Below are 22,310 nucleotides of genomic sequence, written 5' to 3'. Positions count from 1 at the left end.
TACTACTAGGTGCGTGATCTGCTGGCCGTAGCGGGCGCCCTGGTGCACGGTCACCGTGCCGTCCGCCGCGACCTCGCAGGGGTTGTTGGCGGTGCACTGCTCGCCGCTGTCGTTGCCGGTGCTGTGCACGCCGACGACCGTGACGCCGTCCTTGAGCACGATCGGTGAGCCGGAACCGCCGTGCGAGGGCTTGCAGTCCTTGTCGTAGCGGTAGGCGTTGTCCTGCGTGTAGCCCTCTTCGCGCAGATGCGGGACCACGGCCTCGATCGTGCACTTGAAGCGGTCGCCGTTGCCCGACGAGATGATGTCGACGCGTTCACCCGGCTTGGCACTCCGCTCGGCCAGCTTGAAGATCTTCACGCCCTTGGCCTGCAACTGCGCGTAGGTCTTGTCGAGGCGGTAGAGCGCGGTGTCCGTGCCGGTCATGGTCGCGTAGACCAGGTGGGTCGTGTTCGCCTTGGCCTGGAGGTAGCCCTGGCGGTCGCCGATGGTCACCGGGACCGCGATGGCGACCTCTTTCAGCGTCTGGCCGGGGGCCGGGCGTTCCGGGACGCAGTGGCCGTTGGTGAGCAGGAGCGCCTGGTCGTTGTACTTGGTGTTGTTGGTCTTCACCACGGACGCCGAGCAGACACCCGCGAGCGACGCGGCGCCTTCGAGGTTCGGCACCGGGGTGTCCGGCGGGTCGATCTTGCCGGTGACGACGTCGTTGATCCAGCCCTTGAAGTGGTTGATGTCCGTGTAGAGGACGGGCTGGTCGTCACCGTTGCTGCCGCTGACGATCCCGGCGATGACCCAGCGGTCGCCGTCGCGGACGAGGCCGGGCCCGCCGGAGTCCATGTTCGTGGCGGCGACGCTGCCGTCCTGGGCTCCGACGCACAGCTCGCGCTCTTCCTTGATTCCGCTGCGCTCGCACTGCACGGCGGGCTGGATCACGGTGTCGGCCTCGCGCAGCTTCTTCGGGTAGCACTCGGGCAGTCGTTTGTTGCAGGTCATGCCCCAGCCGAGGATCCGGGTGCTGGTGCCGTCGGCGGGACGTGCGGCCGGCAGTGCGACCGGCTTGGCCTTCGCGGGCTGCTTCAGCTTCAGCAGGCCGATGTCACCGTCCTGGACCGGGTACTGCGAGTAGGTGATGAACCGCTCGACCGCGATCACCTCGCCGCCGCTGCCCGCGTCCGTGGTGCCGAGCCGCACTGTCCAGTTCTTCGGCCGGCCGACCTGCGCGCCGGTGGGGTTGTTCTTGGTGCAGTGGCCCGCCGTGACAGCCCAGTTCGGGGCGATCAGCGTGACGCCGCAGGTGTGGCCGTCCTCGCGCGGTGAGTCCGGCCGCTGCAACGAGCCCGAGAACGGGTAGGGCTGGGGAGCTTCGACGCCGCCGCGAATGGCCAGGGCAGGAGTGACGGAGGTGATCATCGCGGTCACCGCGACGGTCGCCGTCAAGAGCACTTTTCGCATGTGGACGAGGCTTTCGGACCCGTGTCCGCGCTCGATCATGGCTGTGCAACAACTGCGCACGGGCGGTCGTTACGCAACGATGACGTGGCAAGAACGTCCTCATGAGACCCGTCGGGAAGGCTGGAGGTCATGCCGCGCGTACTGCTGATCGAGGACGACGAGGCGGTCCGCGAGGGACTGTCGCTCGCCCTGACCTACCAGGGACACACCGTGGACGCGGTGCGCACGGGCGAGGAGGGCCTCGAACTGCTGATGAGCGTCGCGCCGGACGTCGTCGTGCTGGACCTGATGCTGCCGGGTGTCGACGGGTTCGAGGTGTGCCGGCGGATCCGGGCTTCCGGCGACCTCCCGATCATCATGCTGACCGCGCGCAACGACGACATCGACGTGGTGGCCGGTCTGGAGGCCGGTGCTGACGACTACGTGGCCAAACCGGCCCAGGCCCGCGTGCTCGAGGCGCGCATCCGGGCGGTGCTGCGGCGGTCTTCCGTCTCGGCTCCCGAGGTCGTGGCCGAGCGCTACGGCGACCTGACGATCGACCGCGACGGGCTCGTGGTGACGCGGCTCGGCCGTCCGGTGTCGCTGGCGCCGACCGAACTGCGGCTGCTGCTGGAGCTTTCTTCGTCGCCCGGTCGGGTGATGTCGCGGCAGCAGTTGCTGGAGTCCGTGTGGGACCAGGGCTATCTCGGCGACTCGCGGCTGGTCGACGCGTGCGTGCAGCGGCTGCGCTCGAAGATCGAGAACGACCCGGCCGCTCCGGTGTACATCCAGACCGTGCGGGGCTTCGGCTACCGCTTCGGGCCGCTGTGACCCTGCGACTCCGGCTGCTGCTCGCCTTCGCGTTCCTGAGCATCGTCACCGCCGTGGCGGTGTCGGGCGCCGGGTACGTGCGGGCGCGTGACGCGATCGTGCAGCGGGCCCAGGACAACGCCGTGATCGAGACGACCAGCCGCGTGGAGCAGCTGTACCCCTTGCCGGCTCGTGCGCCTGACGCCGCCTCGCTGGAGCGGATCGCCGGCAAGGTGTCCGGTCGCGAGGGGATGGCGCTCGTTCGGGCTCCAGGTGTGTCCGCGGGCTCGATGGAGGAGTCGGTGATCACGCCGGAGCTGCGTGGGCTCGTGTCGTCCGGGCAGGTGGGCTGGCAGCGGGTGGCTTATCACGGCGGTGTCTGGCTGGTCGTTGGCATGCAGATGCGGATCTCCGGTGGCGGCGCCTCGGGGATCGAGGTGTGGGTGCTGCGGCCGTTCACCTCGGAGATCGAGGTCGTCGACGAACTGGCGCTGAACGCGTGGCTGATCGGCGGCGCCGGGCTGGTTCTGGCTTTGGGGATGGCCTTCTTCGCGGCGCGCGGGGTGCTGCGGCCTGTTCGCGAGCTGCGGATGGCGGCTTTCCGGCTCGGCCAGGGCGATCTCGCCGTGCGGGTGCCGGTGAGGGGACGCGACGAGCTGGCCGCCGTGGCGACGACCTTCAACACCACTGCTTCTTCTTTGGAGCACCACGTCGGTGAGCTGCGGCGGATGGAGGCTGATGCGCGGCGGTTCGTGGCTGACGTGTCGCACGAGCTGCGGACTCCGTTGGCCGCGATGACCGCGGTGACGGACGTGCTGGACGCCGAAACCGCTTCTCTGCCCGGTGTGGCCGGTCAGGCCGCGCGGCTGGTGAACCGCGAGACGTCGAACCTGACCCGGCTGGTCAACGACCTGATCGAGGTCACCCGGTTCGACTCGGGAACGGCGGCGTTGGCGCTGGACGACGTCGACGTGGCCGAGGTGGTGTCGCGGACGCTGCGGATGCGCGGGTTCGAGGTGTCGGAGTCGCTGCCGGCCGGTGTGCGGGCTCAACTGGATCCGCGACGGCTGGACGTGATCGTGGCGAACCTGGTCGGCAACGCTCTGCGGCACGGTGCGCAGCCGGTGACGGTGACGCTGTACGTGGAGGGGTCGTCGCTGGTGATCGTGGTGGCCGACTCGGGGCCGGGGCTTTCCGCCGACGTGCTGCCGCACGTGTTCGCGCGCTTCTACAAGGCCGACTCGGCGCGCGGGCGGTCCGAGGGGTCGGGGCTGGGGCTCGCGATCGCCTGGGAGAACGCCCGGCTGCACGGGGGCACCCTGACCGCGGCGAACCGGCCGGGTGGCGGCGCGTTGTTCACTTTGCGGCTGCCGCTGGGTGGTGACCGGTGAGGCTCTGGATGCTGTTGTTGCTCGTCGTGGTCTCCGCGTGCGGGATCCGGCCGACCGACCCCATTCCCGGTCTGGAGGCGCCGAGCGGTCCCGTCGAGAACACCTCGCCCGCGCTCTACTGGGTGTCCGAGGGCCGCGTCGTCGCCGTCAACCGCCCCCAGGGCAGCCTGAGCGGCTACGACGTCGTCGCCCTGCTCGCCCAGGGCCCCACCGCTGCCGAGCAGAACCGCGGCCTCACCACCGAGGTCCCGTTCGACGCCGCCCCTGCCACCGTCGACCGCGTGGCCAACGGGCTGGACGTGTCGATCTCCACCGACGTCTCGCTGCTCAGCAAGGCCGCCGTGCAGCAGATCGTGTGCACGCTGCTCGGCATCCAAGCCGTCGGCACCGTCAACCTGCGGGGCGGCGGCCATTCGCTCGAGTTCATCAAGTGCGCTTGAATCGACGCCGTGCACGTCTACTCCATCCCGATGCGGGCCCGGTTCCGCGGCATCACCCAGCGCACCGGCCTGCTGTTCGAGGGGCCCGCCGGGTGGGGCGAGTTCTGCCCGTTCGAGGAGTACGACGACGCCGAATCCGCGGCTTGGCTGGCGTGCGCGCTCGAAGCCGCCAACGACGGCTGGCCCGCACCGGTCCGCTCACGTATCCCGGTCAACTGCACGGTTCCGGTGGTGAGCGCGGAAAAGGCTCACGAGATCGTCGCGCGGTCGGGCTGTTCGACGGCCAAGGTGAAGGTGGCCGAGTCGACGCTGGCTGAGGACTGCGCGCGGCTCGAAGCGGTGCGGGATGCGCTTGGACCAGGTGGGTTCGTGCGGGTGGACGCGAACATGATGTGGGACGTCGACACGGCCGTCACGGCGATCAAGGCCATGGACAAGGCTGCGGGCGGGCTCCAGTACGTGGAACAGCCGTGCCACACGCTGGAAGAACTCGCTGCAGTCCGGCGAAAAGTCACCGTGCCGATCGCCGCGGACGAGTCGATCCGCAAGGCCGAGGACCCGCTGAAGGTGGCGGTGTCGGGTGCCGCGGACATCGCGGTGATCAAGGTGGCGCCGCTCGGAGGGGTGCGGAAGGCCCTCGAAGTGGCCGAGGCGTGCGGACTGCCGTGCGTGGTGTCGTCGGCGCTGGAGACGTCCGTGGGGATGGCGGCTGGAGTCGCGCTGGCGGCTGCACTCCCGCAGCTCGGCTACGCGTGCGGGCTCGCCACGCTCCAGCTTCTGGACGGCGATGTCACGAGCGACTCGCTCACCCCGGTCGACGGCTACCTGCCGGTGCTCACCAAGGCGCCACAACCCGACCGCATCGCCGAGTTCGAGAGCGGCGACGACGCCTGGATCCGCAGGTACGAGCGAGTGCTCGCCAAGGTCGACCTGTGAGCTGACCGGCTCGGCCGTTCACACCGGTGCCATCGCGACACCGTTCGAGTGGTCAAGGCTTGGCCCGCGACAGCCCCTGCCCGTTCGCACCCAGGCTGAACACCACGCCCTCGGTCCGGTTGATCGCCTCGGTCCGCCGCGCGTTGGCAGGCACCCGAGTCAGGTCCACCAGCCGGATCGGCGGCCCCAGTTCGACCAGCGTCGGCGTGTAGGACGCCTCGACGACGTTCCATCCCTCCGGCCCCTGCTCGAACTTGAACCGGCCGATCACGCCTTCCTCGGTGACGCCACGAGGCTCGGAGTGCCGGGCCACCTCGTTGCCCAGCCCGTAGATGACCCACTTCTTGCCGATCTTCTCCCACGGCTGCACCACGTGGACGTGCGTGCCGATGATCAGGTCCAGAGCCGGATCGGCGAGCAACTGACGGGCCAGCGACTTCTGCTCCTCGGTCGCCTCGTGCTGGTACTCGTTGCCCCAGTGCACGGACAGCACGACGACCTCGGCGCCGGCCGCACGGGCGGCACGGGCGTCGGCGAGGATCTTGGCGACGTTGATCTGGTTCGCGCGCCACGGCTGGGGCAGCGGGATGCCGTTGAAGCCGTAGGTGAACGACAGCTGGGCCACGCGAACTCCGCCCGCGTCCAGGATCAGCGGCGCGGCTGACTCCTCTGGCGTGCGGAACGAGCCGGTGTGTTTGAGACCGACGGCGTCCATCGCGTCCAACGTCGTCTGGATCGCGCCGACGCCCCGGTCCAGCGTGTGGTTCGAGGCGGTCGAGCACGAGTCGTAGCCCACGTCGACCAGGCCTTTCGCGACCTCGGGCGGCGCGATGAAAGCCGGGTAGCCGAAGAACGGACCCTCTTTGGTGCCCAGCGGGATCTCGAGGTGGCACAGCGAAAGATCAGCCTTAAGAGTGTCCTTGATGCCGGACAGCAGAGGCAGGTAGTCGCGGCCCGCTGCGCCTCCGTCGGCGACGGCCTGGTCGGTCAGCGCCGGGTGGATCAGGATGTCGCCGCCCGCAGTCAGCGTGAACGAACGCGGCGGCGGCGGGCCGGAAGACGTCGACGAAGGAGCCGGTGGCGACGTGACGACGACGGGCGAGCCCGTGCACGCGGCCAGCGCAAGGCCGGTGACCAGCGCGAATGCCGGCCACCGGACCACACGCTTCAGCGTTGCCGCCTGCGTCGCAGGACCACGAACAGCACGACGGCCGCCACTGCGGCCGCGACGGGTAGGACGCGCTTGAGTACCGGTACGCCTGCGGTGTCGATCAGGTCGATCGGCTCGTCGGGGACCACGCGGAGATGCTGCTGTTGCGCCACCTCGTCAGGATCCACTGAACCCAGCGTGCTCGCCAGGCATTCCGCGAACTGGTCGACGAGCTTGCCGCTGACCTCGGAGATCAGGCCGCGACCGAGCTGAGCCGGACGGCCCGTCACCGACAAATCGGTCTCGACCTCGACCGTGTCACCCACTTGGAACGTGACAACAGCGGACGCCGTGCCGTTGCCGCGCGTGTCCTTCCCCGCGGCCTTCATGACCGCGCGGCGCAGCACCGGGTCGATCTCCACGAACTCGCCGGTGCCCCGGTACAGCAGCTGCACCGGGCCGAGCTTGACCTTGACCTCCCCGCTGAACGTCTTGCCGTCGACCGAGGTCAGCGTGGCGCCCGGCAGGCACGGCGCCACGCGTTCCGGGTCGAGCAACGCCTCCCAGACCTCCTCGGCCGGGGCAGGCGCGGTGAACGAGTGCGTCAGCTTCATCCCGCTACCGCCGCCGTCAGCGCGCGGTCGGTCAGCACCCGAGCCAGGTTGTCCTTGTAGCCGTCACCGGACGACGCCAGCAGAGCAGCGTCGGAGATCGCCGACACGGGCTGCCCCACGAGCGCGGACTCGACGTCCACCGCCCGCACCGGGCCCGACCCCACATTCGTGAGACCGACCCGAGCAGCGGCGATCGTGCCGCCACTGATCTGCACCGCCGCCGCGACCGCGACGATCGACCACGCCTGCGCGACCCGGTTGAGCTTCTCGTAGTGCGCTCCCCAACCAGTGTATTTCGGCACCCTGACATCGATCAGGATCTCGTCAGGAGCCAGCGCCGTCTCGAAGTAGCCGACGAAGAACTCCGACGCGGGCACCTCACGACGGCCACCAGGACCGGCGATGATCATCACCGCGTCCAGAGCCAGCGCAGGAGCCAGCAGGTCGCCGGCCGGATCCGCGTGGCACAGCGATCCGCCGAACGTGCCGCGGTGCCGGACCTGCGGATCAGCCACGGTGTCCGTGACCAGCTTCAACAGCAACGCGTGGTCGTGGATCAGGTGGTCGCGCTGCACCTCGTAGTGCGTGGTCATCGCACCGATGAGCAACGAGTCGCCGTCGTCTCGCACGCCCGTCAGCTCGGTCAGCCCGCCGATGTCGATCAACGCCGTCGGCGCCGCCAGCCGCATGCGCAGCACCGGCACGAGCGACTGCCCGCCCGCGATGACCTTGGCGTCCTCGCCCTCCTCGACGAGCATCCGCACTGCTTCATCCACAGTGGACGGACACAGGTACCTGAACTCCGCCGGGATCACGACTGACCTCCCTGAGAGTCGATGGAGCCGAGCCCACCCGCGGCGGGCGTCGACGCCTCCGCCGCGCCACCTCGCAACGCGGTCCACACGCGTTCAGGCGACAACGGCATCTCGATGTCGCGAACACCCAGGTGCCGCACGGCATCCAGCACGCTGTTCACCACCGCCGGCGTCGAGGCGATCGTGCCGGCTTCTCCGACACCCTTGACTCCCAACGGGTTCGACGTCGCCGGAGTAGCGGTCCGAGCCGTCATGAACGCCGGCAGGTCCGCCGCGGAAGGCACCAGGTAGTCCGCGAACGTGGCCGTCGTCAGCGTGCCCGTCTCGTCGTGGATCGCCTCTTCGTACAACGCCTGCGCGATGCCCTGCGCCAGTCCGCCATGCACCTGACCGTCGACGATCAACGGGTTCACGACCGTTCCGACATCGTCCACCGCCACGTAAGAGCGGATGCGGACCATGCCGGTCTGCGTGTCGACTTCCGTTGCGCACAAATGAGTTCCGTGCGGGAACGAGAAGTTGTCGGGGTCGAACGTGGCGTCGGCGTCCAGCCCGGGTTCCATGCCCTCTGGCAGATCGTGCGCCACGTGCGCGGCCAGCACGACGTCACCCAGCGAACGAACCGTCGAGGTGCCACGAACGGAGAACGACCCGGTCGCGAACTCCACGTCCGCCTCGTCGCACTCCATCATGTGCGCGGCGAGCCGCCGTGCCTTGGCGAGCACCTTGTCCGCCGCGTGCACCAGAGCCGTGCCGCCGACAGCCAAAGACCGTGACCCGTACGAGTCCATGCCGCGATGTGACGACGCCGTGTCGCCGTGCAGCACCTCGACGTCCTCGAACGGCACACCCAGCCGGTCGGCGACGATCTGCGACCACACCGTCTCGTGGCCCTGGCCGTGCGGCGAGGTTCCGGTGATCACCTCGACCTTGCCGGTGGGCAGCATGCGAATCGACGCGCTCTCCCAACCACCTGCGGCATAACGCAAAGCACCCAGCACGCGGGACGGCGCCAGCCCGCACATCTCGGTGTAGGTGGAGATTCCGATCCCGACCTGCACAGGATCCCGGGAAGAACGACGACGGGCCTGCTCCTCGCGCAGCGCCGAGTAGTCGAACAGCTCCATCGCCCGGTCCGTCGCGGCCTCGTAGTTGCCGGAGTCGTAGGTGAGCCCGGCGACCGTGCTGAACGGGAACTCGTCGTGCTTGATCCAGTTCTGCTGCCGCAGCTCCATCGGGTCCCGGCCCAGCTCGACCGCGAGCTCGTCCATCATCCGCTCGATCGCGAACGTGGCCTCGGGGCGCCCGGCACCGCGATACGCGTCCGTGGGCACCTTGTTCGTGAACACGTTGGTGCACACGAACCGGTAGGCCGCGAACTTGTAGATCGCGTTGAACATGAACGCGCCGAGGATCGGGATGCCCGGCGTGACCAGCCGCAGGTACGCGCCCATGTCGGCGAGCAGCTCGACCTTCAGCCCGGTCACCATGCCGTCGCGGCGGGCGGACAGCGTGATCTTCTGGATCTGGTCGCGGCCGTGGTGCCCGGACAGCATCGACTCGGTGCGCGACTCGGTCCACTTCACCGGGCGGCCCATCCGCCGTGCCACCAGCAGGCACAGCAGCTCTTCCGGCGTGACCTGGAGCTTGCCGCCGAACCCGCCGCCGACGTCCGGTGCGATCACGCGGATCCGGTGCTCGGCGATGCCGGAGACGGCCGCCAACATCCACCGCAGGATGTGCGGGATCTGCGTGGCGGACCAGATGGTGAACATGTCGGCGCTCGGGTCCACGACGACCGAACGCGGTTCCATGAAGGACGGGATCAGCCGCTGCTGCCGGAACGTCCGCTCCAGCACCACTTCCGCCGACGCGATCTCGTCCTCGACGTTCGTGCCGCTGCCCGCCTCCGCCGAGTCGAAGATCCAGGTCGCGGACTTGTTCGTGCCGAGGTCCGGATGCACGAGATCGTTGTCCTGAAGGGCTTCTTCCAGGTCGAGCACGACCGGCAGCTCGTCGTAGTCGACGTCGATCGCGGCCAGCGCGTCCGCCGCGCGATACGCGTTGTCGGCGATCACCAGCGCAACGGCCTCGCCGGCGAAGTTGACCTGGTCCACGGCCAGCGCGGGTGCGGCCGGAGCCAACATGTCCTCGGTGATCGGCCACGCGCAAGGCAGAGAACCCTGCTCGGCAGCCAAGTCCTCACCGGTCAGGACGATCGCCACGCCGGGCATCGCGGTCGCGCGGCTGCAGTCGATGCTGCGAATGCGGGCGTGTGCGACGGGACTGCGCAGCACCGCCATGTGCAGCATGCCCGTGAGCTGGAGGTTGTCGGTCCACTTGGTCTGACCGGTGATCAGACGCGCGTCTTCCTTGCGGAGCCGGGCTTTGCCCACTTCCGGCTCGGCGGTGGCGGTCATTCGCCACCTACCGGTTGCCTCGAACCGACGTGCTCATCGCTGTGCTGCTCGATCTTCGGACCGGCGCCCGGCTTCATCCGCTGGGCGGCGTCCTGCACCGCGCGGACGATGTTCTGGTAGCCCGTGCAGCGGCAGAGGTTGCCCTCCAGGCCTTTCCGCACGGTCTCGTCGTCGGGATCCGACTCGTCGGCGAGCAGGTCGATCGCCTGCATGATCATGCCGGGCGTGCAGAAACCGCACTGCAGCGCGTGGTTGCTGCGGAACGCCTCCTGCACCGGGTGCAGCTTGCCGTCGCGGGCGAGACCTTCGATCGTGGTGACCTCGTGCCCGTTCGCCTGGACCGCGAACATCTGGCACGACTTCACGCTGTGGCCGTCGAGGTGCACCGTGCAGGCCCCGCAGTTGCCGGTGTCGCAGCCGATGACGGTGCCGGTCTTGCCCAGACGCTCCCGCAGGTAGTGGACGAGCAGGAGGCGGGGTTCGACCTCGTCGGCGTACGTCACTCCGTCGACGTTGACCGAGATGTGCATGAAAACCCTCCCAGGGGTGGTGGGCTTCTAGTGACGAGGGTCACCTCAGCCTCCTCCCTGTCTGCGGGTTCAACAACCCGATCAGTGGTGGATCGGTTCACCAAGATCGACCAAACGCCGGCCAGATCCCTTCCACCGCAAGGAAATGATCTCGGCGGCGATCGACACCGCGGTCTCCTCCGGTGTCCTGGCACCCAGATCCAGGCCGATCGGCGAGGCCAAAGCCTCCAGCTCGCTCTCGGTCAAACCCGCTTCCCGCAACCGTTGTAGCCGATCTTCGTGCGTACGACGGGATCCCATCGCGCCGACGTAGCCGACCTTGAGTCGCAACGCGACTTCCAGCAACGGCACGTCGAACTTCGGATCGTGCGTGAGGACGGCGATCACCGTGCGTTCGTCGAGCTTGGACGCCTCGCCTTCGAGGTACTTGTGCGGCCACGCCACGACAACCTCGTCCGCCTCGGGAAAACGGCTGCGCGTCGCGAACACCGGCCGGGCATCGCAGACGGTCACGCGGTAGCCGAGGAACGCACCAAGACGAGCCATCGCGGCAGCGAAGTCGATCGCTCCGAACACCAGCATGCGCGGCGGCGGCTCGAACGAGTTCACGAACACGCTCATGCCCTCGCCACGCCGCTGACCGTCCGGCCCGTACTGCAGCACGCCACTGCGCCCGGACGCCAGCAAGCCGCGCGCGTCGTCCGTGACGGCGTCGTCGATGCGAGCAGACCCGAGGCTGCCCGATCGCCGGTCCGGCCAGATCACCATGCGCCGGCCGATCCCGTCCGGGTGCTCGATCACGGTCACTACGGCCACGGGTTGCTCGGCCCTGACCGTCTCGACCACCTCACCGAGCTGCGGAAACGTCTCGGAGCTGATCTTCTCCACGTAGATGTCGATGATTCCGCCGCAGGTCAGCCCCACCGCGAACGCGTCGTCGTCGCTCACCCCGTACCGCTGCAGCACCGGGTCGCCGGTGGACTGCGCCAGGTCGTAGACGGCACCCTCGACGCACCCGCCGGACACGCTGCCGACCGCCTCGCCGTCCTGCGTCACCAGCATCGCCGCACCCGCCGGCCGCGGTGCCGAACTGAAGGTCGCGACCACTGTGCCGACACCGACCGTCTCGCCGTTCGCCACCCGGTCCGCGAGGTCGTACAGGACATCACGCATGGCGCACTTCCTTCAGCAGTTCCTCCAGCGCGTGCACGCTGTGGCCGGCGACCATCCTGTCGACGTGCGGGAGCGCCGCCACCACACCTCGCTGAACCGGTCGGTAGCCTGCCTTGCCCGCGTGCGGGTTGGCCCAGATGACCTTGTGGCTCACCCGTCTCAGCCTCGCCATCTCGTTCGCCAGCAGGGTCGGGTCACCACGTTCCCAGCCGTCGCTGAACAACACGACCACCGCACCCCGTTGCCGCCACTGCTGGTTGAACCGCCGCAGCGCCTCGCCGAGCCGCGTGCCGCCTTCGTAGTCCGGGATGGCCCGTCCAGCCGCTCGCAACGCCCGTTCGGCATCACGTTCGCGCAGCTGACGGGTCACGCGGGTGAGCCGGGTGCCGATCGTGCGCACCTCGACGGGCATCGCGTGCGCGATGACGTGCGCGAACCGCAGCAACGCGTCCGAATACGCGGCCATCGAGCCGGAAACGTCGATCAACAGCACCAGACGGCGTGCCTTCACACCTCTGCGGCGATGACGTGGCAGCGCGATCTCGCCGCCTACCTCGATCATCGCGCGAACCGTCCTGGCCAGGTCGATGCGGCCGCGGCGGGCCTTCTTCAGCCGGCGCGACCGTCTGCGTGGCGGAAGCGGTTTCAGCTGCTGAATCAGCGGTGCCGCGTTGAACTCGGAGATGTCCTTGTGGCGCAACACTTCCACCTCGGAAGCCGCGATGCCGACCGTCACCGAGTCGAGCTCGATCGTCGCGCGCGGCCGGGGCGGAGTGCCGCCGAAGTAGGCGCGATAAGCAGCGTCGTAACGCGGGAGGTCGTCCGGGTCGGCGCAGAGCGTGAGCCGCCCGGCCCAGTACAGGTCGACGTGCGCCGTGGCCTGCAGAAACGCCTGCACGCGGTCCGGCCCGCACGGAAGCCCGGCGCCCCGCAGGACGCGCGTGAACCCCACGCAGGCTTCCGTCACCCCACGATTGTGCTCCCGATCACGCGATCCGCGTCCTCCCGGTACTTCAGCACCGCGCCGAGCGTCGCCACGTCCGGTTCGGTGCGCCCGAGCGCCTGCAGTGCCCGCGCCCAGTCCAGCGACTCGGCGACACCTGGCGGCTTCAGCAGATCAAGACCACGCATCTTCTGCACGGCCTCCGCGACCTGCACCGCAAGCCGTTCGTCCAGGCCGGGCAGGGTGCGGCGCAAGATCGCGACCTCCCGTTCGAGCGACGGGTGCTCCAGCCAGTGGTAGAGGCAGCGGCGCTTCAACGCGTCGTGCACCTCGCGGGTCCGGTTCGAGGTCAGCACGGTCAGCGGCGGCGTCGAGGCCCTGATCTCACCGAACTCGGGGATGCTGACCGCGTTCTCCGACAGCACCTCGAGCAGGAACGCCTCGAACTCGTCGTCCGCCCGGTCGATCTCGTCCACCAGCAGCACGCACGGCGCGTTCTCCAACGCCTGCAGCAACGGCCGCGCCAGCAGGAACCGTCGTGTGTAGAGGGAAGCCTCGTCGACCTCACCGCGGGTTTCGAGGACCCGCAGGTGCATGAGCTGCCGCGGGTAGTCCCAGTCGTACAACGCCTGCGTGGCGTCGATGCCCTCGTGGCACTGGAGCCTGATCAACGGCACGCCGAGCGTCTTGGCCAGCGCCAAGGCGAGTGAGGTCTTGCCGGTGCCGGGTTCGCCTTCGAGGAACAGCGGCCGTCCCATCGCGACCGCGAGGAACGCCGCCGTGGCGATCCCACCGTCCGGCAGGTACCCCGCGCGGTCGAGCCCTGACGCCAGTTCCTCAGGGGACTCCATGCTGCTCAGGGTAGGCCTCTAGGGTGGGGGCATGGGGTCGATCAAGCAGGTGCAGATCACGTTCGACTGCGCGGAACCCGTGCGGGTCGGGCAGTTCTGGTGCGAGGTGCTGGGGTACGTCGGACCGAAGGAGTACGACGACTCGTGGTACGCCGCCAGTGATCCATCAGGCGTGGGCCCGCGGCTGTTCTTCCAGCGCGTGCCCGAGGACAAGGTCGTCAAGAACCGCGTGCACCTCGACGTGCGCGTCGGTACCGGGTTGGTGGGCGAGGAGCGCCTGGCCGCGCTCGAGGCCGAGTGCGTGCGGCTGGAGGCGCTCGGAGCGGTGCGCGGGCAGTTGCTGCTCGCCGACGGCGTCGAAGAGTCGTGCCAGAACATGCAGGACGTCGAGGGCAACGAGTTCTGCCTCGACTGAACCCTGGGACCGGAGCCTCGAATCAGGGTCGGGTTCCGGGTGGTCACCGATGTGCGGGGCCGTCGGAACGACGACTCTTGTGGCATGACGAACAACGTTCTCAACGACGCCACTGACCAGGTCAAGAAGCTCCGCCGCAGCCGGAGCGACAAGATGATCGCCGGTGTCTGCGGCGGTGTCGCCAAGATGATCGGCGTGGACGCCGCGATCCTGCGGATCATCCTCGTCGCCGCGACGCTGCTGGGCTTCGGCACCGGCGCCATCCTCTACGTCGCCGCGTGGATCCTCATGCCCGAGGAAGACGCGGCCGTGTAAGCCGTGATCACCGTGGAAAACCGGGAACGCCAGGTAGTCGTTGCCAGGGGTGGGGACCGCTGAGGGGTCGGTACTCCACCCCCAGGGCATCGAGCCTGGGGAGGTGGTGCTCCGCCAGCCGCCGCACGAAACCGGGATCCTTCTCCGGCGGGGACCACACGACTTCTGCGAACGCGGCGAGACGGGGAAACGCCGCGTAGTCCACCCGCCGGGCCGAGTCGAGGTGCTCGGTCCAGATGTTCGCCTGCGCCCCCAGCAGCCGGCCAGGCTCCTCGCCAGTCAGCTCAGCCGGTACCGGCTCCCACGCGTAGACGTCCTCCAGCGTCGTCACCGTGCCCACCGGAATCGGCTCGTCCAGCGACTCGCTCTGCCGGTAGTCCAGATAAACGTGCTCCTCAGGGCACATCACCACGTCGTGGCCGGCACGCATCGCCGTGATGCCGCCTTCGACTCCGCGCCACGACGCGACGACCGTGCCCTCCACCAACGGGCCGGACTCCAGGATCTCGTCCCACCCGTACGGCCGTCTGCCGCCCCGCACGATGTGCCGGGCGATCGCGCGCACGAGCTCGCCGTCGTGGCCGGGAGCCTCGTCACCGCCGAGCCCGATGATCTCGCTCGGGAACACGTCCATCAGCTCGTCGAACACGTTGCGGTAGAAGTCCGCAGTGGACTCCTCGGTGTTCAGCACGCGTTCGTTGACGCCCCAGTCCGTCCAGACTCCGCCGCCGTGCACGCCGAGTTCCGGATACGCCGCGATGGCCGCCTGCGAGTGGCCCGGGATGTCGATCTCGGGGATCACCGTGATGTGCCGCTGCCGGGCGTACTCGACGATCTCCCGCAGGTCGTCCTGCGTGTAGAAACCGCCGTGTGGCCGCCCCTTCAGGCCGGCCGAGCGCCGGTCGCCGAACCGCGAGTCCTCCCGCCACGACCCGACCTCGGTGAGCTTCGGGTAGCGCCTGCACTCGAAGCGCCAGCCCTGGTCGTCGGTCAGGTGCAGGTGCAGGACGTTGAGCTTGTGCACGGACAGCAGCTCGACGTACCGCAGCACCTCCCGCTTGGGCAGGAAGTGCCGCGCCACGTCCAGCATCACGCCACGCCACTCGAACCGCGGGTGGTCGACGATCTCGCACGCGGGGATGACGGCGGGCTTCTCCCCCGCCGCCCGGAAAGCCTGAGCTCCCAGCAGTTGCCGCAACGTCTGCAGCGCGTTCATCTCACCGGCGGCGTCGTGCGCCTCGATCAGCACACCGTCGTCGGACGAGAGCAGCCGATAGCCACCAGCAGGACCGTCGACGAGAACCGTCTCCCAGCCCTTGTACGCGCAGAGCCTTCCGCCGTCCACATAGGACACCGGACGGGGCAGCAGGTTCATCCCTTCACCGCCCCGGCCAGTCCGGACACCAGCCGGCGCTGCACGAACATGAAGAAGATCAGCACAGGGATTGTCATCAGGGTGGAGCCCGCCATGATCGCGCCCCAATCGTTCTGGTCGGGTTTGACGAACACCTGGAGAGCCAGCGGCAGGGTCTGGTTCTCCACGGCCGAGATGATGAACGTCTTGGCGAACAGGAAGTCGTTCCAGGCGTGGATGAACGACAGCACGCTCGTCGCCACCAGGCCGGGCGCGACGAGCGGGAACAGCACCTGCCAGAGGAACCGGAACCGCGAGGCGCCGTCCAGGGTCGCGGCCTCCTCCAGTTCCACCGGCACCGCGGCCACGAACCCGCGCAACATCCAGATCGCGAACGGCAGGCTGAACGCGAGGTGCACCAGCACGAGCGATCCCAGGTGGTTCAGGCCGAACGCCGGAACGGAGTCGCCGACCGACCGCATCAGGAAGAACAGCGGCACGGTCAACGCCTCGACCGGCACCATCTGCACGACCAGCAGCATGATCAGCAACGTCGTCCGGCTGCGGAACCGGAACCGGGTCAACGCCGTGGCGGCCAGGAACGAGATGAGAATGCTGAGCACCACCACGATCAGTGCAACGATCACGCTGTTCATGAAGTAACGCCCGAAGTTCGCGACGGTGAGCGCTCTCGTGAAGCTGTCCAGCGTCGGCCGGGTCGTCCACGGCACCGGGTCGGCCGAGATGATCTCGTCCTCCGGCTTGAAAGCCGAAAGAACCATCCAGAACAACGGGAACGCCACGACCGCGGCGATGACGAGGACGAACGCCTCGGTGATCCAGCGCCTCACAGGACCTCCCCGGACCGCTTCAACGCCCGCAGGTAGAACAACGTGATCACCAGCAGCAGCACGGTCATCACGACACCGATCGCCGCGCCCAGCCCGTACTCCGACGCCGCGAACGCCTGCTGGTACGCGTAGACGTTGAGCACGAGGTTGCGCCCGGCGATGCCACCGCCTCCTGTCATCACGTAGATCTGCGTGAAGACCTTGAAGTCCCAGATGATCGACTGGATCGTCACCACGAGGATGATCGGCCGCAGCAACGGCAGGGTGACGCTCCAAGCAGTGCGGAACGCCGACGCGCCGTCGAGCGCCGCGGCCTCCAGCACCTCACCAGGAATCGCCTTGATGCCCGCGTAGAGCGTCACCATGACGAACGGGAACGAGCACCAGATCACCTGTGCCGCAACGAGTCCGAACGCCGTCCACTTGTCGAACGTCCAGGAGAAGCCCTGGATGCCCAGCACCTCGTTGACGAACCCGAAGTTCGCGTCGAACAGGAACAGCCAGATCGTGGACCCGGCGACGGCGGGGGTGGACCACGCGCCGAGCGCCGCCAGGAACAACGTCATCCGCACCCACGTCCGGACGCGGGTCGCCAGGATCGCGAGGAAGGCGCCCACCAGCAACGTGCCGACCACGCAGACCGCCGCGAACGCGACGGTCTGCCCGAGCACGGTCCAGAACTGCTGGTCCGCCAACAGCTTCTGGTAGTTCCCGAGACCGAGGAAGACGAGCGGCGCCCCGCCGCTCACCTGTTCCTGGCCGTAGTCGTAGACCGAGATGAGCACCAGCTGGTAGATCGGGTAGGCCAGCAGGCCTCCGAGGACCAGCAGCGCTGGGACCAGGTAGGCGAAGGCGGTCCGCCCCTGGCCTTTTGCCGTCATGCTCACGACGTGAAGGCCGCGTTCATCGTCTTGGCGGCGTCCGCGGTGGCCGTGTCGACGTTCTTCGCGCCGGTGACGACCTCCTGGATCATCGTCGGCACCACGGTCTGCGCCTCGATCTTCGCCCACGCGGGCGTGACCGGGACGAACTTCGTGCCGGCCTGCAGGGTCTTCGTGAACGGCTCCAGGAACTTGTCGGAGTCGCTGACCTGCTTCTGCACGTCGCTGAACGTCGGCAGGTTGCCCATCGCCGTGTACATCTTCTGCTGGTACTTCTTCGACGCGAGCAGCTGCACGAACTCGTTGGAGAGCGTCTTGCGCTGGGTGCCCTTGAGGACGCCGAGCAGGTTGCCGCCGGCGAACGCGGGTGCGATCGAGCCCGCGGTCTTGCCTGGCAGCGGCACCACTCCGTACTTGCCCGCAGCACTGGACGCATCAACGGACTTGCGGTTGAAGTCGCCGCCGATCGTCATGGCCGCCTTGCCCGCGCGGAACTGCTCGACGCTCGCGTCACCGCCGTTGCCGGCACAGGTGGCGGGCGGGCAGATGTCGTCCTTGATCAGCTCGGTGTACTTCGCGACCCCGGCCTTGGCCTCGGCGCTGTCGATGGTCGCGGTGTACTTGCCGCCGTCCTGCTTGGCGAGGTCGCCGCCCTGCGCCCAGATGAACGGCAGCGCGGCGAACAGGTACTTGCCACCGGCCGAGATGCCGAGCATGTCCGGCTTCTTCTGCCTGATCTCACGAGCCGTCGTGGCGATCTCGTCGAGCGTCGACGGCGGCTTCAGACCGAGCTCGGTGAACACGTCAGTGCGGTAGTACAGCGCACGGACGCCGACGAACCACGGCACGCCGTAGGTCTTGCCGTCGACCTTCGCCGTGTCGAGGATCGTCGGCACCAGGTCCTTGGACTCGCTCCAAGATCCGAGGTCGAGCTCCGAGAAGCCACCGGCCGACACGTAGCCCGCGAGGTCGGTGTTGCCGAACTCGGCGACGTCCGGCGCGCTCTTCGGGTCGCTGAACGCGGCCTTGAAGCGCTCTGCCCGGCTGGCCACCTGGATGTACTGGACGTCGACGGTCACGCCGCTGTGCTTGCCCTGGAACTCGGTGATCGCCTCCTTCACCACCGCTTCCTTCGGACCCCGGTTGACCTCGTCGAACAGCCAGACCCGCAGCTGCCCGGTCTTCTCGTCCGTGCCTGAGTTGGTCGGTCCCGACTGCACCGGTGCGCAGGCGACCACCGCGCCCACGCCCAGCACGGCCACGAGTGTCTTCAGCCTCATCGCGCCCTCCGCATTGCATATGTTGCAACAGCCATTTCACAGGAAGCAACGTGACTGTAGAACGGTCTGCGTCAAGGGTCTAGACCAGACGATTGACCCATTCCCGAACTGATGCGGCGGAGACCGGTCCGGCCCACCCGTCAGGCCGTACCGCACTGCCGACGTGGAAGCCCGTCACGCCCGCCGCCAGCAGCTCCGCGACGTGGCGTTGCTGCAGACCGCCACCGACGAGGAGTGCGGGAGGTGACTGGGCGGCGAGTTTCTTCAGGTTCTCGATGCCGTCGTCGACACCCTTGGCGCTGCCCGCGGCGAGGACCGTGTCGCAGCCAAGCGTCTGAACGATGGCCCACGAGCGGAAGACGTCGGCGGAGTTGTCGAGCGCGCGGTGGAACGTCCACGCGCAGCCCTCCAGCTCGGCGAGGAGGTTCAGCGTGACCCCTTCGTCGATCTCGTCCTCGGCGTCGAGGAAGCCCAGCACGAACTCGGTCGCACCCGCTTCCCGCAGCTCCCAGGCCTGGCGGCGGAGTTGCTTGAGGTTGCCGGGCGCGAACCCCTTGGCGTCCCTGAGCATCACGCGGACAGGAATGTCGACGGCCTGCTGCACCTCTTTGAAGGTGGCGACCGAGGGCGTGAGGCCGTCGGAGGCCATGTCCGCGACCAGTTCCAGCCGGTGCGCGCCACCCTCCTGGGCGGCCTCGGCGTCCTTCGCGGTCAGTGCGATCACTTCGAGAATCGGCATGGTCTAGACCATAACGCCAGGTGGGAACGCCGCAACGAGTTCGTGCGTCCGAGCTGTATCTGCTCGCCTGAGTTCCGCTCTTTCTGAGTAAGCGCTTTGTTCAGTCGTGGAGCACGCGTCAGCCGGTTCGAGGGGTGCCGGCTGGCGCGGGCTCCCACCATGGCGGCCCGTGGTCCGGAGGGGGAATCACGGGCCGCTGGCGTACCCAGGGAAAGATGAAGGTGGCTGCGGCGGTGATACTGGTCCGATCGAGTGAATTTTGTATCTACCGCCCAGTTAGCCCTTCATGAGTTGGCGGACGGCGCTGACAGGGCGGCCGATCGGAGGTGCTGCGTGGACGAGCTGCACACGGCGGATGACCGTCCGCCGTGGGACGGACTTGAAGGCACCGAACGGCACGCGGTGTGTGTGACTGCCGCGCGCGAAGGCAACCGCGACGCTTTGAACGTCCTGGTGGACGAGCTGACCCCACTGCTGTGGCACGTCGCCCGCGGCCAGGGCCTGGACAGGGCCGCCGCGGAAGACGTCGTGCAGACGGTGTGGCTCGCGTTCTTGAAGAACATCGAGAACATCCACGAGCCCAAAGCCCTGGTCGGCTACCTGGTGGTCACGACGAGGCGTGAAGCACGCCGAACCTGGACACCCAACAAGCGCGAGACGCACCTGTCCGACGAATACGCCGAGCAGCTCGAGTCCGACACCGGCCTGCCCGAGGACGTGACGCTGATGGACGACCGCGACCGCCGCCTGTGGCTCGCGTTCGGCCGCCTCACCTCGAGGTGCCAGGAACTGCTCCGGCTCACCGTGCTCGCGGGGCGCGCTGAGTACCGGGCAGTCGCCGAGGCACTCGCCATGCCCCACGGCAGCATCGGTCCGACCAGGGGACTGTGCCTGACACTGCTGCGCAACTACCTGGAGACGGAAGGAGGATCGCGGTGAACGAGACCGACCCGCGCGACGACCGCAGGGGCCTTGAGGACACCGCCGTCCTCTCCGAGTTGAACAGGCTCGTCGACGAACTGGACCCGCCACCGGCAGACCTGGTGGACCGCGTGAAGTTCGCGATAGCCCTGGAATCCCTCGACGTGGAAGTCGCCAGGTGGGAACGGGCCGGATCCTTCGCGGGCGTGCGCGGCGGCCAGACCGGCACGATCACGTTCACCGTCGACAACCTGACCCTGATGGTGAACTTCACCTCGACGGGTTCACGCCATCGGATCGACGGGTGGCTGGTGCCCGCCGGGGAGCACACGGTCGAGGTGCGGGTGGCGGACCACAAGTCGTCGACCACGCGGGCTGACGACGGCGGCCGTTTCGTACTGCCCGACGTCCCGGCGGGGACCACGCAGATCCTGGTGCACCTGGTGAACGCGAGCGGCGAACCGGGCCGGACAGTGGTGACACCGACGATCATGCTTTAGCGGCGCCTGTTCGTGGCGCGGTGGGTTGTTTTGGGGGCGTACCGCGCCGGTACTGGGGTTTCGGCGGTTTCGGCAGCAACAGCGGGGTGCCCAGCAGCAGCACACCGGAGATGGTGATCGCGGCAAGAGGGCTGGTGATCGTCGCGAGCACACCCCACACCACCATCAACGAGGCCTGCGCGAGCTTGGTGCCGACACTCCAGGTGCTCAGCACCTGAGCAGCCTGCCCCGCGGGGGTCCGTTGCAGGCGTTCGGTCGCGTAGACCGGGTTGAACACGCCCATGCACGTGATCAACAGCCCCTCGACCACGATCACCGTGACCAGCCCGGGAACGCCGGGCTGCACGAACGCGAGCCCGAGCGGAAAGACCGACCGCAGCCACCCGAACACAGTCATGACCCGCTGCTGCCCGAACCGCTGAACCAGCCGCGACGACAACCGGGCGCCCACCAGCCCACCCAGCGCCGGAATGCCGAACGCCAGCCCGTACTGCCAAGCCGGAAACCCGTACTGGCCGAGCAGCAACACCGCCATGAGCGGCGCCGTGGCCATGATCAGGCCGCCGACGAGCACCGAGTTCAGGAACAGCCGCACCAGCACGCGATCCCGCCGGATGACCCGCCATCCGGCGAGCAAGCCAGGTCTCACGGCACCGGTCGTGGCGACATCACTCCCCCGGATGCGCCGAACCGCGAATGCCGACAACAAGTAGCTGACGGCATCGACGAGCACGGTGACAACCGGCCCCAGCACTCCGATCAACGCCCCACCCAGCGGCGGCCCCACCGCCGTAGCCGACCAACTGGTGGCCTCGAACCTCCCGCTGGCCACCAGAAGCTGTTCGCTCGGCACCAAGTGCTTCAGGTACGCGCCGGACGTCGCACTGAAGGCGATGTTGGCGGCACCACACACAACCGCGACGCCCAGCAACTGCCCGTACGACAGCAGACCGGTGAAATGCGCGACCGGCAGACTCACCAGCGCGACGAACCTGACCAGGTCCATCGCCACCATCACCGGCCGCTTCGCCCGGCGCTCGGCCCACGGCCCGAGCGGAAACGCCACCACCGCCGCAACCGCCGGCCCGGCCGCTTCCAGCACTGAGACCTCGAACGCCGACACGTGCAGCACCTGCACAGCGATGAGCGGAAACGCCCCGAACGCGAGCCACGTGCCGTAAGTGCTGATGGCGTAAGCAGACCAAAGCCAGCGAAACTCGGAAGTCACGCCTGCGATCCCAGCGGCTGCCTCCAGCCGAGATCAAACAACCGCCTCCTGGCGCGCCACAACCATCGGTTGTCCGTGCTTAGGGTGGTTCGGTGGACTCCGAGGCAGTGCGTTCGTTCGTCGTGGCGGCCGAACTGGGCCAGGTGCAGCGCACGGCCGACGAGCTGGGCGTGACCCAGCAGGCCGTCTCGAAGCGGATCGCCGCTCTGGAACGCGAACTGGAGGTTCGCCTCTTCGCCCGCACCCCGCGCGGTGTGGAGCTGACGCCTGACGGCAGGGCGTTCCTCCCGCACGCCCGCGCCGTCGTGGCAGGTGTCGAACA

At 68.3% G+C, this 22,310-nt stretch carries 24 protein-coding genes; 9 read left to right on the top strand and 15 right to left on the bottom strand.

Translation table 11 applies throughout. From position 1 onward, the window contains the following. On the bottom strand, positions 1-1,452 hold a 1,452-nt coding region (locus tag UK23_RS12050), incomplete at its 3' end, for a trypsin-like serine protease (RefSeq protein ID WP_045311545.1). Between the two features lie 129 nt (positions 1,453-1,581). Between UK23_RS12050 and UK23_RS12045 the strand changes: the two genes are divergently transcribed. Genes UK23_RS12045 through UK23_RS12030 form a run of 4 tightly spaced genes read left to right on the top strand, consistent with a single transcriptional unit; the run spans position 1,582 to position 5,008 of the window. Continuing rightward, the gene (locus UK23_RS12045) at positions 1,582-2,262 is read left to right on the top strand and encodes a response regulator transcription factor (protein WP_045311542.1); all 681 of its coding nucleotides are present in this window, start codon (positions 1,582-1,584) and stop codon (positions 2,260-2,262) included. Next, positions 2,259-3,632 (top strand): ATP-binding protein, encoded by a 1,374-nt coding sequence (locus tag UK23_RS12040; RefSeq protein ID WP_045311541.1) that lies wholly within the window; start codon positions 2,259-2,261, stop codon positions 3,630-3,632. The genes UK23_RS12045 and UK23_RS12040 overlap by 4 nt, the downstream gene beginning before the upstream one ends. Beyond that, positions 3,629-4,072, top strand: a complete 444-nt coding sequence (locus UK23_RS12035; protein ID WP_156213041.1) for a GerMN domain-containing protein — start codon at positions 3,629-3,631, stop codon at positions 4,070-4,072. The genes UK23_RS12040 and UK23_RS12035 overlap by 4 nt, the downstream gene beginning before the upstream one ends. Before the next feature lie 9 nt (positions 4,073-4,081). Further along, positions 4,082-5,008 carry an o-succinylbenzoate synthase gene (locus UK23_RS12030; protein ID WP_045311539.1) on the top strand — a complete coding sequence of 309 codons (927 nt, stop codon included), beginning with the start codon at positions 4,082-4,084 and terminating at the stop codon, positions 5,006-5,008. Positions 5,009-5,060: 52 nt separating this feature from the next. On the opposite strand, the gene UK23_RS12025 is transcribed toward UK23_RS12030, so the two are convergent. The 8 genes from UK23_RS12025 to UK23_RS11990 form a co-directional block, all read right to left on the bottom strand. Beyond that, positions 5,061-6,170, bottom strand: a complete 1,110-nt coding sequence (locus tag UK23_RS12025) for a CapA family protein (RefSeq protein ID WP_052684590.1) — start codon at positions 6,168-6,170, stop codon at positions 5,061-5,063. A 5-nt stretch (positions 6,171-6,175) separates the two neighbouring features. Beyond that, the gene (locus UK23_RS12020) at positions 6,176-6,772 is read right to left on the bottom strand and encodes an SRPBCC family protein (protein ID WP_045311538.1); all 597 of its coding nucleotides are present in this window, start codon (positions 6,770-6,772) and stop codon (positions 6,176-6,178) included. Further along, positions 6,769-7,587, bottom strand: coding sequence for an FAD binding domain-containing protein (locus tag UK23_RS12015; protein WP_045311537.1), 819 nt, complete (start codon positions 7,585-7,587; stop codon positions 6,769-6,771). The genes UK23_RS12020 and UK23_RS12015 overlap by 4 nt, the downstream gene beginning before the upstream one ends. After that, the gene (locus tag UK23_RS12010; protein WP_045311536.1) at positions 7,584-10,007 is read right to left on the bottom strand and encodes a xanthine dehydrogenase family protein molybdopterin-binding subunit; all 2,424 of its coding nucleotides are present in this window, start codon (positions 10,005-10,007) and stop codon (positions 7,584-7,586) included. Before UK23_RS12010 ends, UK23_RS12015 begins: the two co-directional genes overlap by 4 nt. Then, the gene (locus UK23_RS12005; RefSeq protein ID WP_045311535.1) at positions 10,004-10,537 is read right to left on the bottom strand and encodes a (2Fe-2S)-binding protein; all 534 of its coding nucleotides are present in this window, start codon (positions 10,535-10,537) and stop codon (positions 10,004-10,006) included. The genes UK23_RS12010 and UK23_RS12005 overlap by 4 nt, the downstream gene beginning before the upstream one ends. Positions 10,538-10,618: 81 nt before the next feature. Continuing rightward, a complete protein-coding gene (locus tag UK23_RS12000) occupies positions 10,619-11,710 on the bottom strand; it encodes an XdhC family protein (RefSeq protein ID WP_045311534.1) in 1,092 nt (363 codons plus the stop codon). After that, a complete protein-coding gene (locus UK23_RS11995) occupies positions 11,703-12,662 on the bottom strand; it encodes a vWA domain-containing protein (protein WP_231114468.1) in 960 nt (319 codons plus the stop codon). The genes UK23_RS12000 and UK23_RS11995 overlap by 8 nt, the downstream gene beginning before the upstream one ends. A gap of 11 nt (positions 12,663-12,673) precedes the next feature. Further along, positions 12,674-13,504 (bottom strand): AAA family ATPase, encoded by an 831-nt coding sequence (locus UK23_RS11990; RefSeq protein ID WP_045311532.1) that lies wholly within the window; start codon positions 13,502-13,504, stop codon positions 12,674-12,676. A gap of 31 nt (positions 13,505-13,535) precedes the next feature. On the opposite strand from UK23_RS11990, the gene UK23_RS11985 reads away from it, so the two are divergent. Together UK23_RS11985 and UK23_RS11980 are read left to right on the top strand one after the other, a co-directional pair. Beyond that, positions 13,536-13,919 carry a VOC family protein gene (locus UK23_RS11985; RefSeq protein WP_045311531.1) on the top strand — a complete coding sequence of 128 codons (384 nt, stop codon included), beginning with the start codon at positions 13,536-13,538 and terminating at the stop codon, positions 13,917-13,919. An 84-nt stretch (positions 13,920-14,003) separates the two neighbouring features. Then, a complete protein-coding gene (locus UK23_RS11980; protein ID WP_045311530.1) occupies positions 14,004-14,234 on the top strand; it encodes a PspC domain-containing protein in 231 nt (76 codons plus the stop codon). A 7-nt stretch (positions 14,235-14,241) separates the two neighbouring features. On the opposite strand, the gene UK23_RS11975 is transcribed toward UK23_RS11980, so the two are convergent. The 5 genes from UK23_RS11975 to UK23_RS11955 form a co-directional block, all read right to left on the bottom strand. After that, entirely contained in the window at positions 14,242-15,609 is a 1,368-nt protein-coding gene (locus UK23_RS11975; protein WP_052684589.1) for a beta-N-acetylhexosaminidase, read from the bottom strand. Continuing rightward, positions 15,606-16,439, bottom strand: coding sequence for a carbohydrate ABC transporter permease (locus UK23_RS11970; RefSeq protein ID WP_045311529.1), 834 nt, complete (start codon positions 16,437-16,439; stop codon positions 15,606-15,608). The genes UK23_RS11975 and UK23_RS11970 overlap by 4 nt, the downstream gene beginning before the upstream one ends. Continuing rightward, entirely contained in the window at positions 16,436-17,320 is an 885-nt protein-coding gene (locus UK23_RS11965; RefSeq protein ID WP_045311528.1) for a carbohydrate ABC transporter permease, read from the bottom strand. Before UK23_RS11965 ends, UK23_RS11970 begins: the two co-directional genes overlap by 4 nt. A 2-nt stretch (positions 17,321-17,322) precedes the next feature. Continuing rightward, the gene (locus UK23_RS11960; RefSeq protein ID WP_045311527.1) at positions 17,323-18,600 is read right to left on the bottom strand and encodes an extracellular solute-binding protein; all 1,278 of its coding nucleotides are present in this window, start codon (positions 18,598-18,600) and stop codon (positions 17,323-17,325) included. Positions 18,601-18,679: 79 nt separating this feature from the next. Next, entirely contained in the window at positions 18,680-19,339 is a 660-nt protein-coding gene (locus UK23_RS11955; protein WP_045311526.1) for a copper homeostasis protein CutC, read from the bottom strand. 333 nt (positions 19,340-19,672) lie between these two features. Between UK23_RS11955 and UK23_RS11950 the strand changes: the two genes are divergently transcribed. Both UK23_RS11950 and UK23_RS11945 read left to right on the top strand, forming a co-directional pair. Further along, positions 19,673-20,278, top strand: coding sequence for an RNA polymerase sigma factor (locus tag UK23_RS11950; RefSeq protein WP_045311525.1), 606 nt, complete (start codon positions 19,673-19,675; stop codon positions 20,276-20,278). Between the two features lie 59 nt (positions 20,279-20,337). Continuing rightward, positions 20,338-20,760 (top strand): carboxypeptidase regulatory-like domain-containing protein, encoded by a 423-nt coding sequence (locus UK23_RS11945; RefSeq protein WP_419503877.1) that lies wholly within the window; start codon positions 20,338-20,340, stop codon positions 20,758-20,760. Here UK23_RS11945 and UK23_RS11940 read toward each other — a convergent pair. Beyond that, complete coding sequence (locus UK23_RS11940; RefSeq protein WP_045311523.1) at positions 20,750-21,997, bottom strand: MFS transporter; 1,248 nt, start codon at positions 21,995-21,997, stop codon at positions 20,750-20,752. The genes UK23_RS11945 and UK23_RS11940 overlap by 11 nt on opposite strands. An 83-nt stretch (positions 21,998-22,080) precedes the next feature. On the opposite strand from UK23_RS11940, the gene UK23_RS11935 reads away from it, so the two are divergent. Beyond that, the coding region (locus UK23_RS11935; protein WP_045311522.1) for a LysR family transcriptional regulator at positions 22,081-22,310 on the top strand (230 nt) is incomplete at its 3' end.

The sequence above is a fragment of the Lentzea aerocolonigenes genome (assembly GCF_000955955.1).
Classification (GTDB): Bacteria; Actinomycetota; Actinomycetes; order Mycobacteriales; family Pseudonocardiaceae; genus Lentzea; species Lentzea aerocolonigenes_A.
Note: the sequence above shows the minus strand (reverse complement) of the source record. Positions and strands in the feature narration are given on the sequence as shown.

Coding starts and splice junctions, on each gene's coding strand:
- UK23_RS12005 (WP_045311535.1), bottom strand. CDS start 10,537: ATGCACATCTCGGTCAACGTCGACGGAGTGACGTACGCCGACGAGGTC.
- UK23_RS11955 (WP_045311526.1), bottom strand. CDS start 19,339: ATGCCGATTCTCGAAGTGATCGCACTGACCGCGAAGGACGCCGAGGCC.
- UK23_RS11965 (WP_045311528.1), bottom strand. CDS start 17,320: ATGACGGCAAAAGGCCAGGGGCGGACCGCCTTCGCCTACCTGGTCCCA.
- UK23_RS11980 (WP_045311530.1), top strand. CDS start 14,004: ATGACGAACAACGTTCTCAACGACGCCACTGACCAGGTCAAGAAGCTC.
- UK23_RS12045 (WP_045311542.1), top strand. CDS start 1,582: ATGCCGCGCGTACTGCTGATCGAGGACGACGAGGCGGTCCGCGAGGGA.
- UK23_RS12000 (WP_045311534.1), bottom strand. CDS start 11,710: ATGCGTGATGTCCTGTACGACCTCGCGGACCGGGTGGCGAACGGCGAG.
- UK23_RS11985 (WP_045311531.1), top strand. CDS start 13,536: ATGGGGTCGATCAAGCAGGTGCAGATCACGTTCGACTGCGCGGAACCC.
- UK23_RS11960 (WP_045311527.1), bottom strand. CDS start 18,600: ATGAGGCTGAAGACACTCGTGGCCGTGCTGGGCGTGGGCGCGGTGGTC.
- UK23_RS11975 (WP_052684589.1), bottom strand. CDS start 15,609: ATGAACCTGCTGCCCCGTCCGGTGTCCTATGTGGACGGCGGAAGGCTC.
- UK23_RS12010 (WP_045311536.1), bottom strand. CDS start 10,007: ATGACCGCCACCGCCGAGCCGGAAGTGGGCAAAGCCCGGCTCCGCAAG.
- UK23_RS11990 (WP_045311532.1), bottom strand. CDS start 13,504: ATGGAGTCCCCTGAGGAACTGGCGTCAGGGCTCGACCGCGCGGGGTAC.
- UK23_RS12020 (WP_045311538.1), bottom strand. CDS start 6,772: ATGAAGCTGACGCACTCGTTCACCGCGCCTGCCCCGGCCGAGGAGGTC.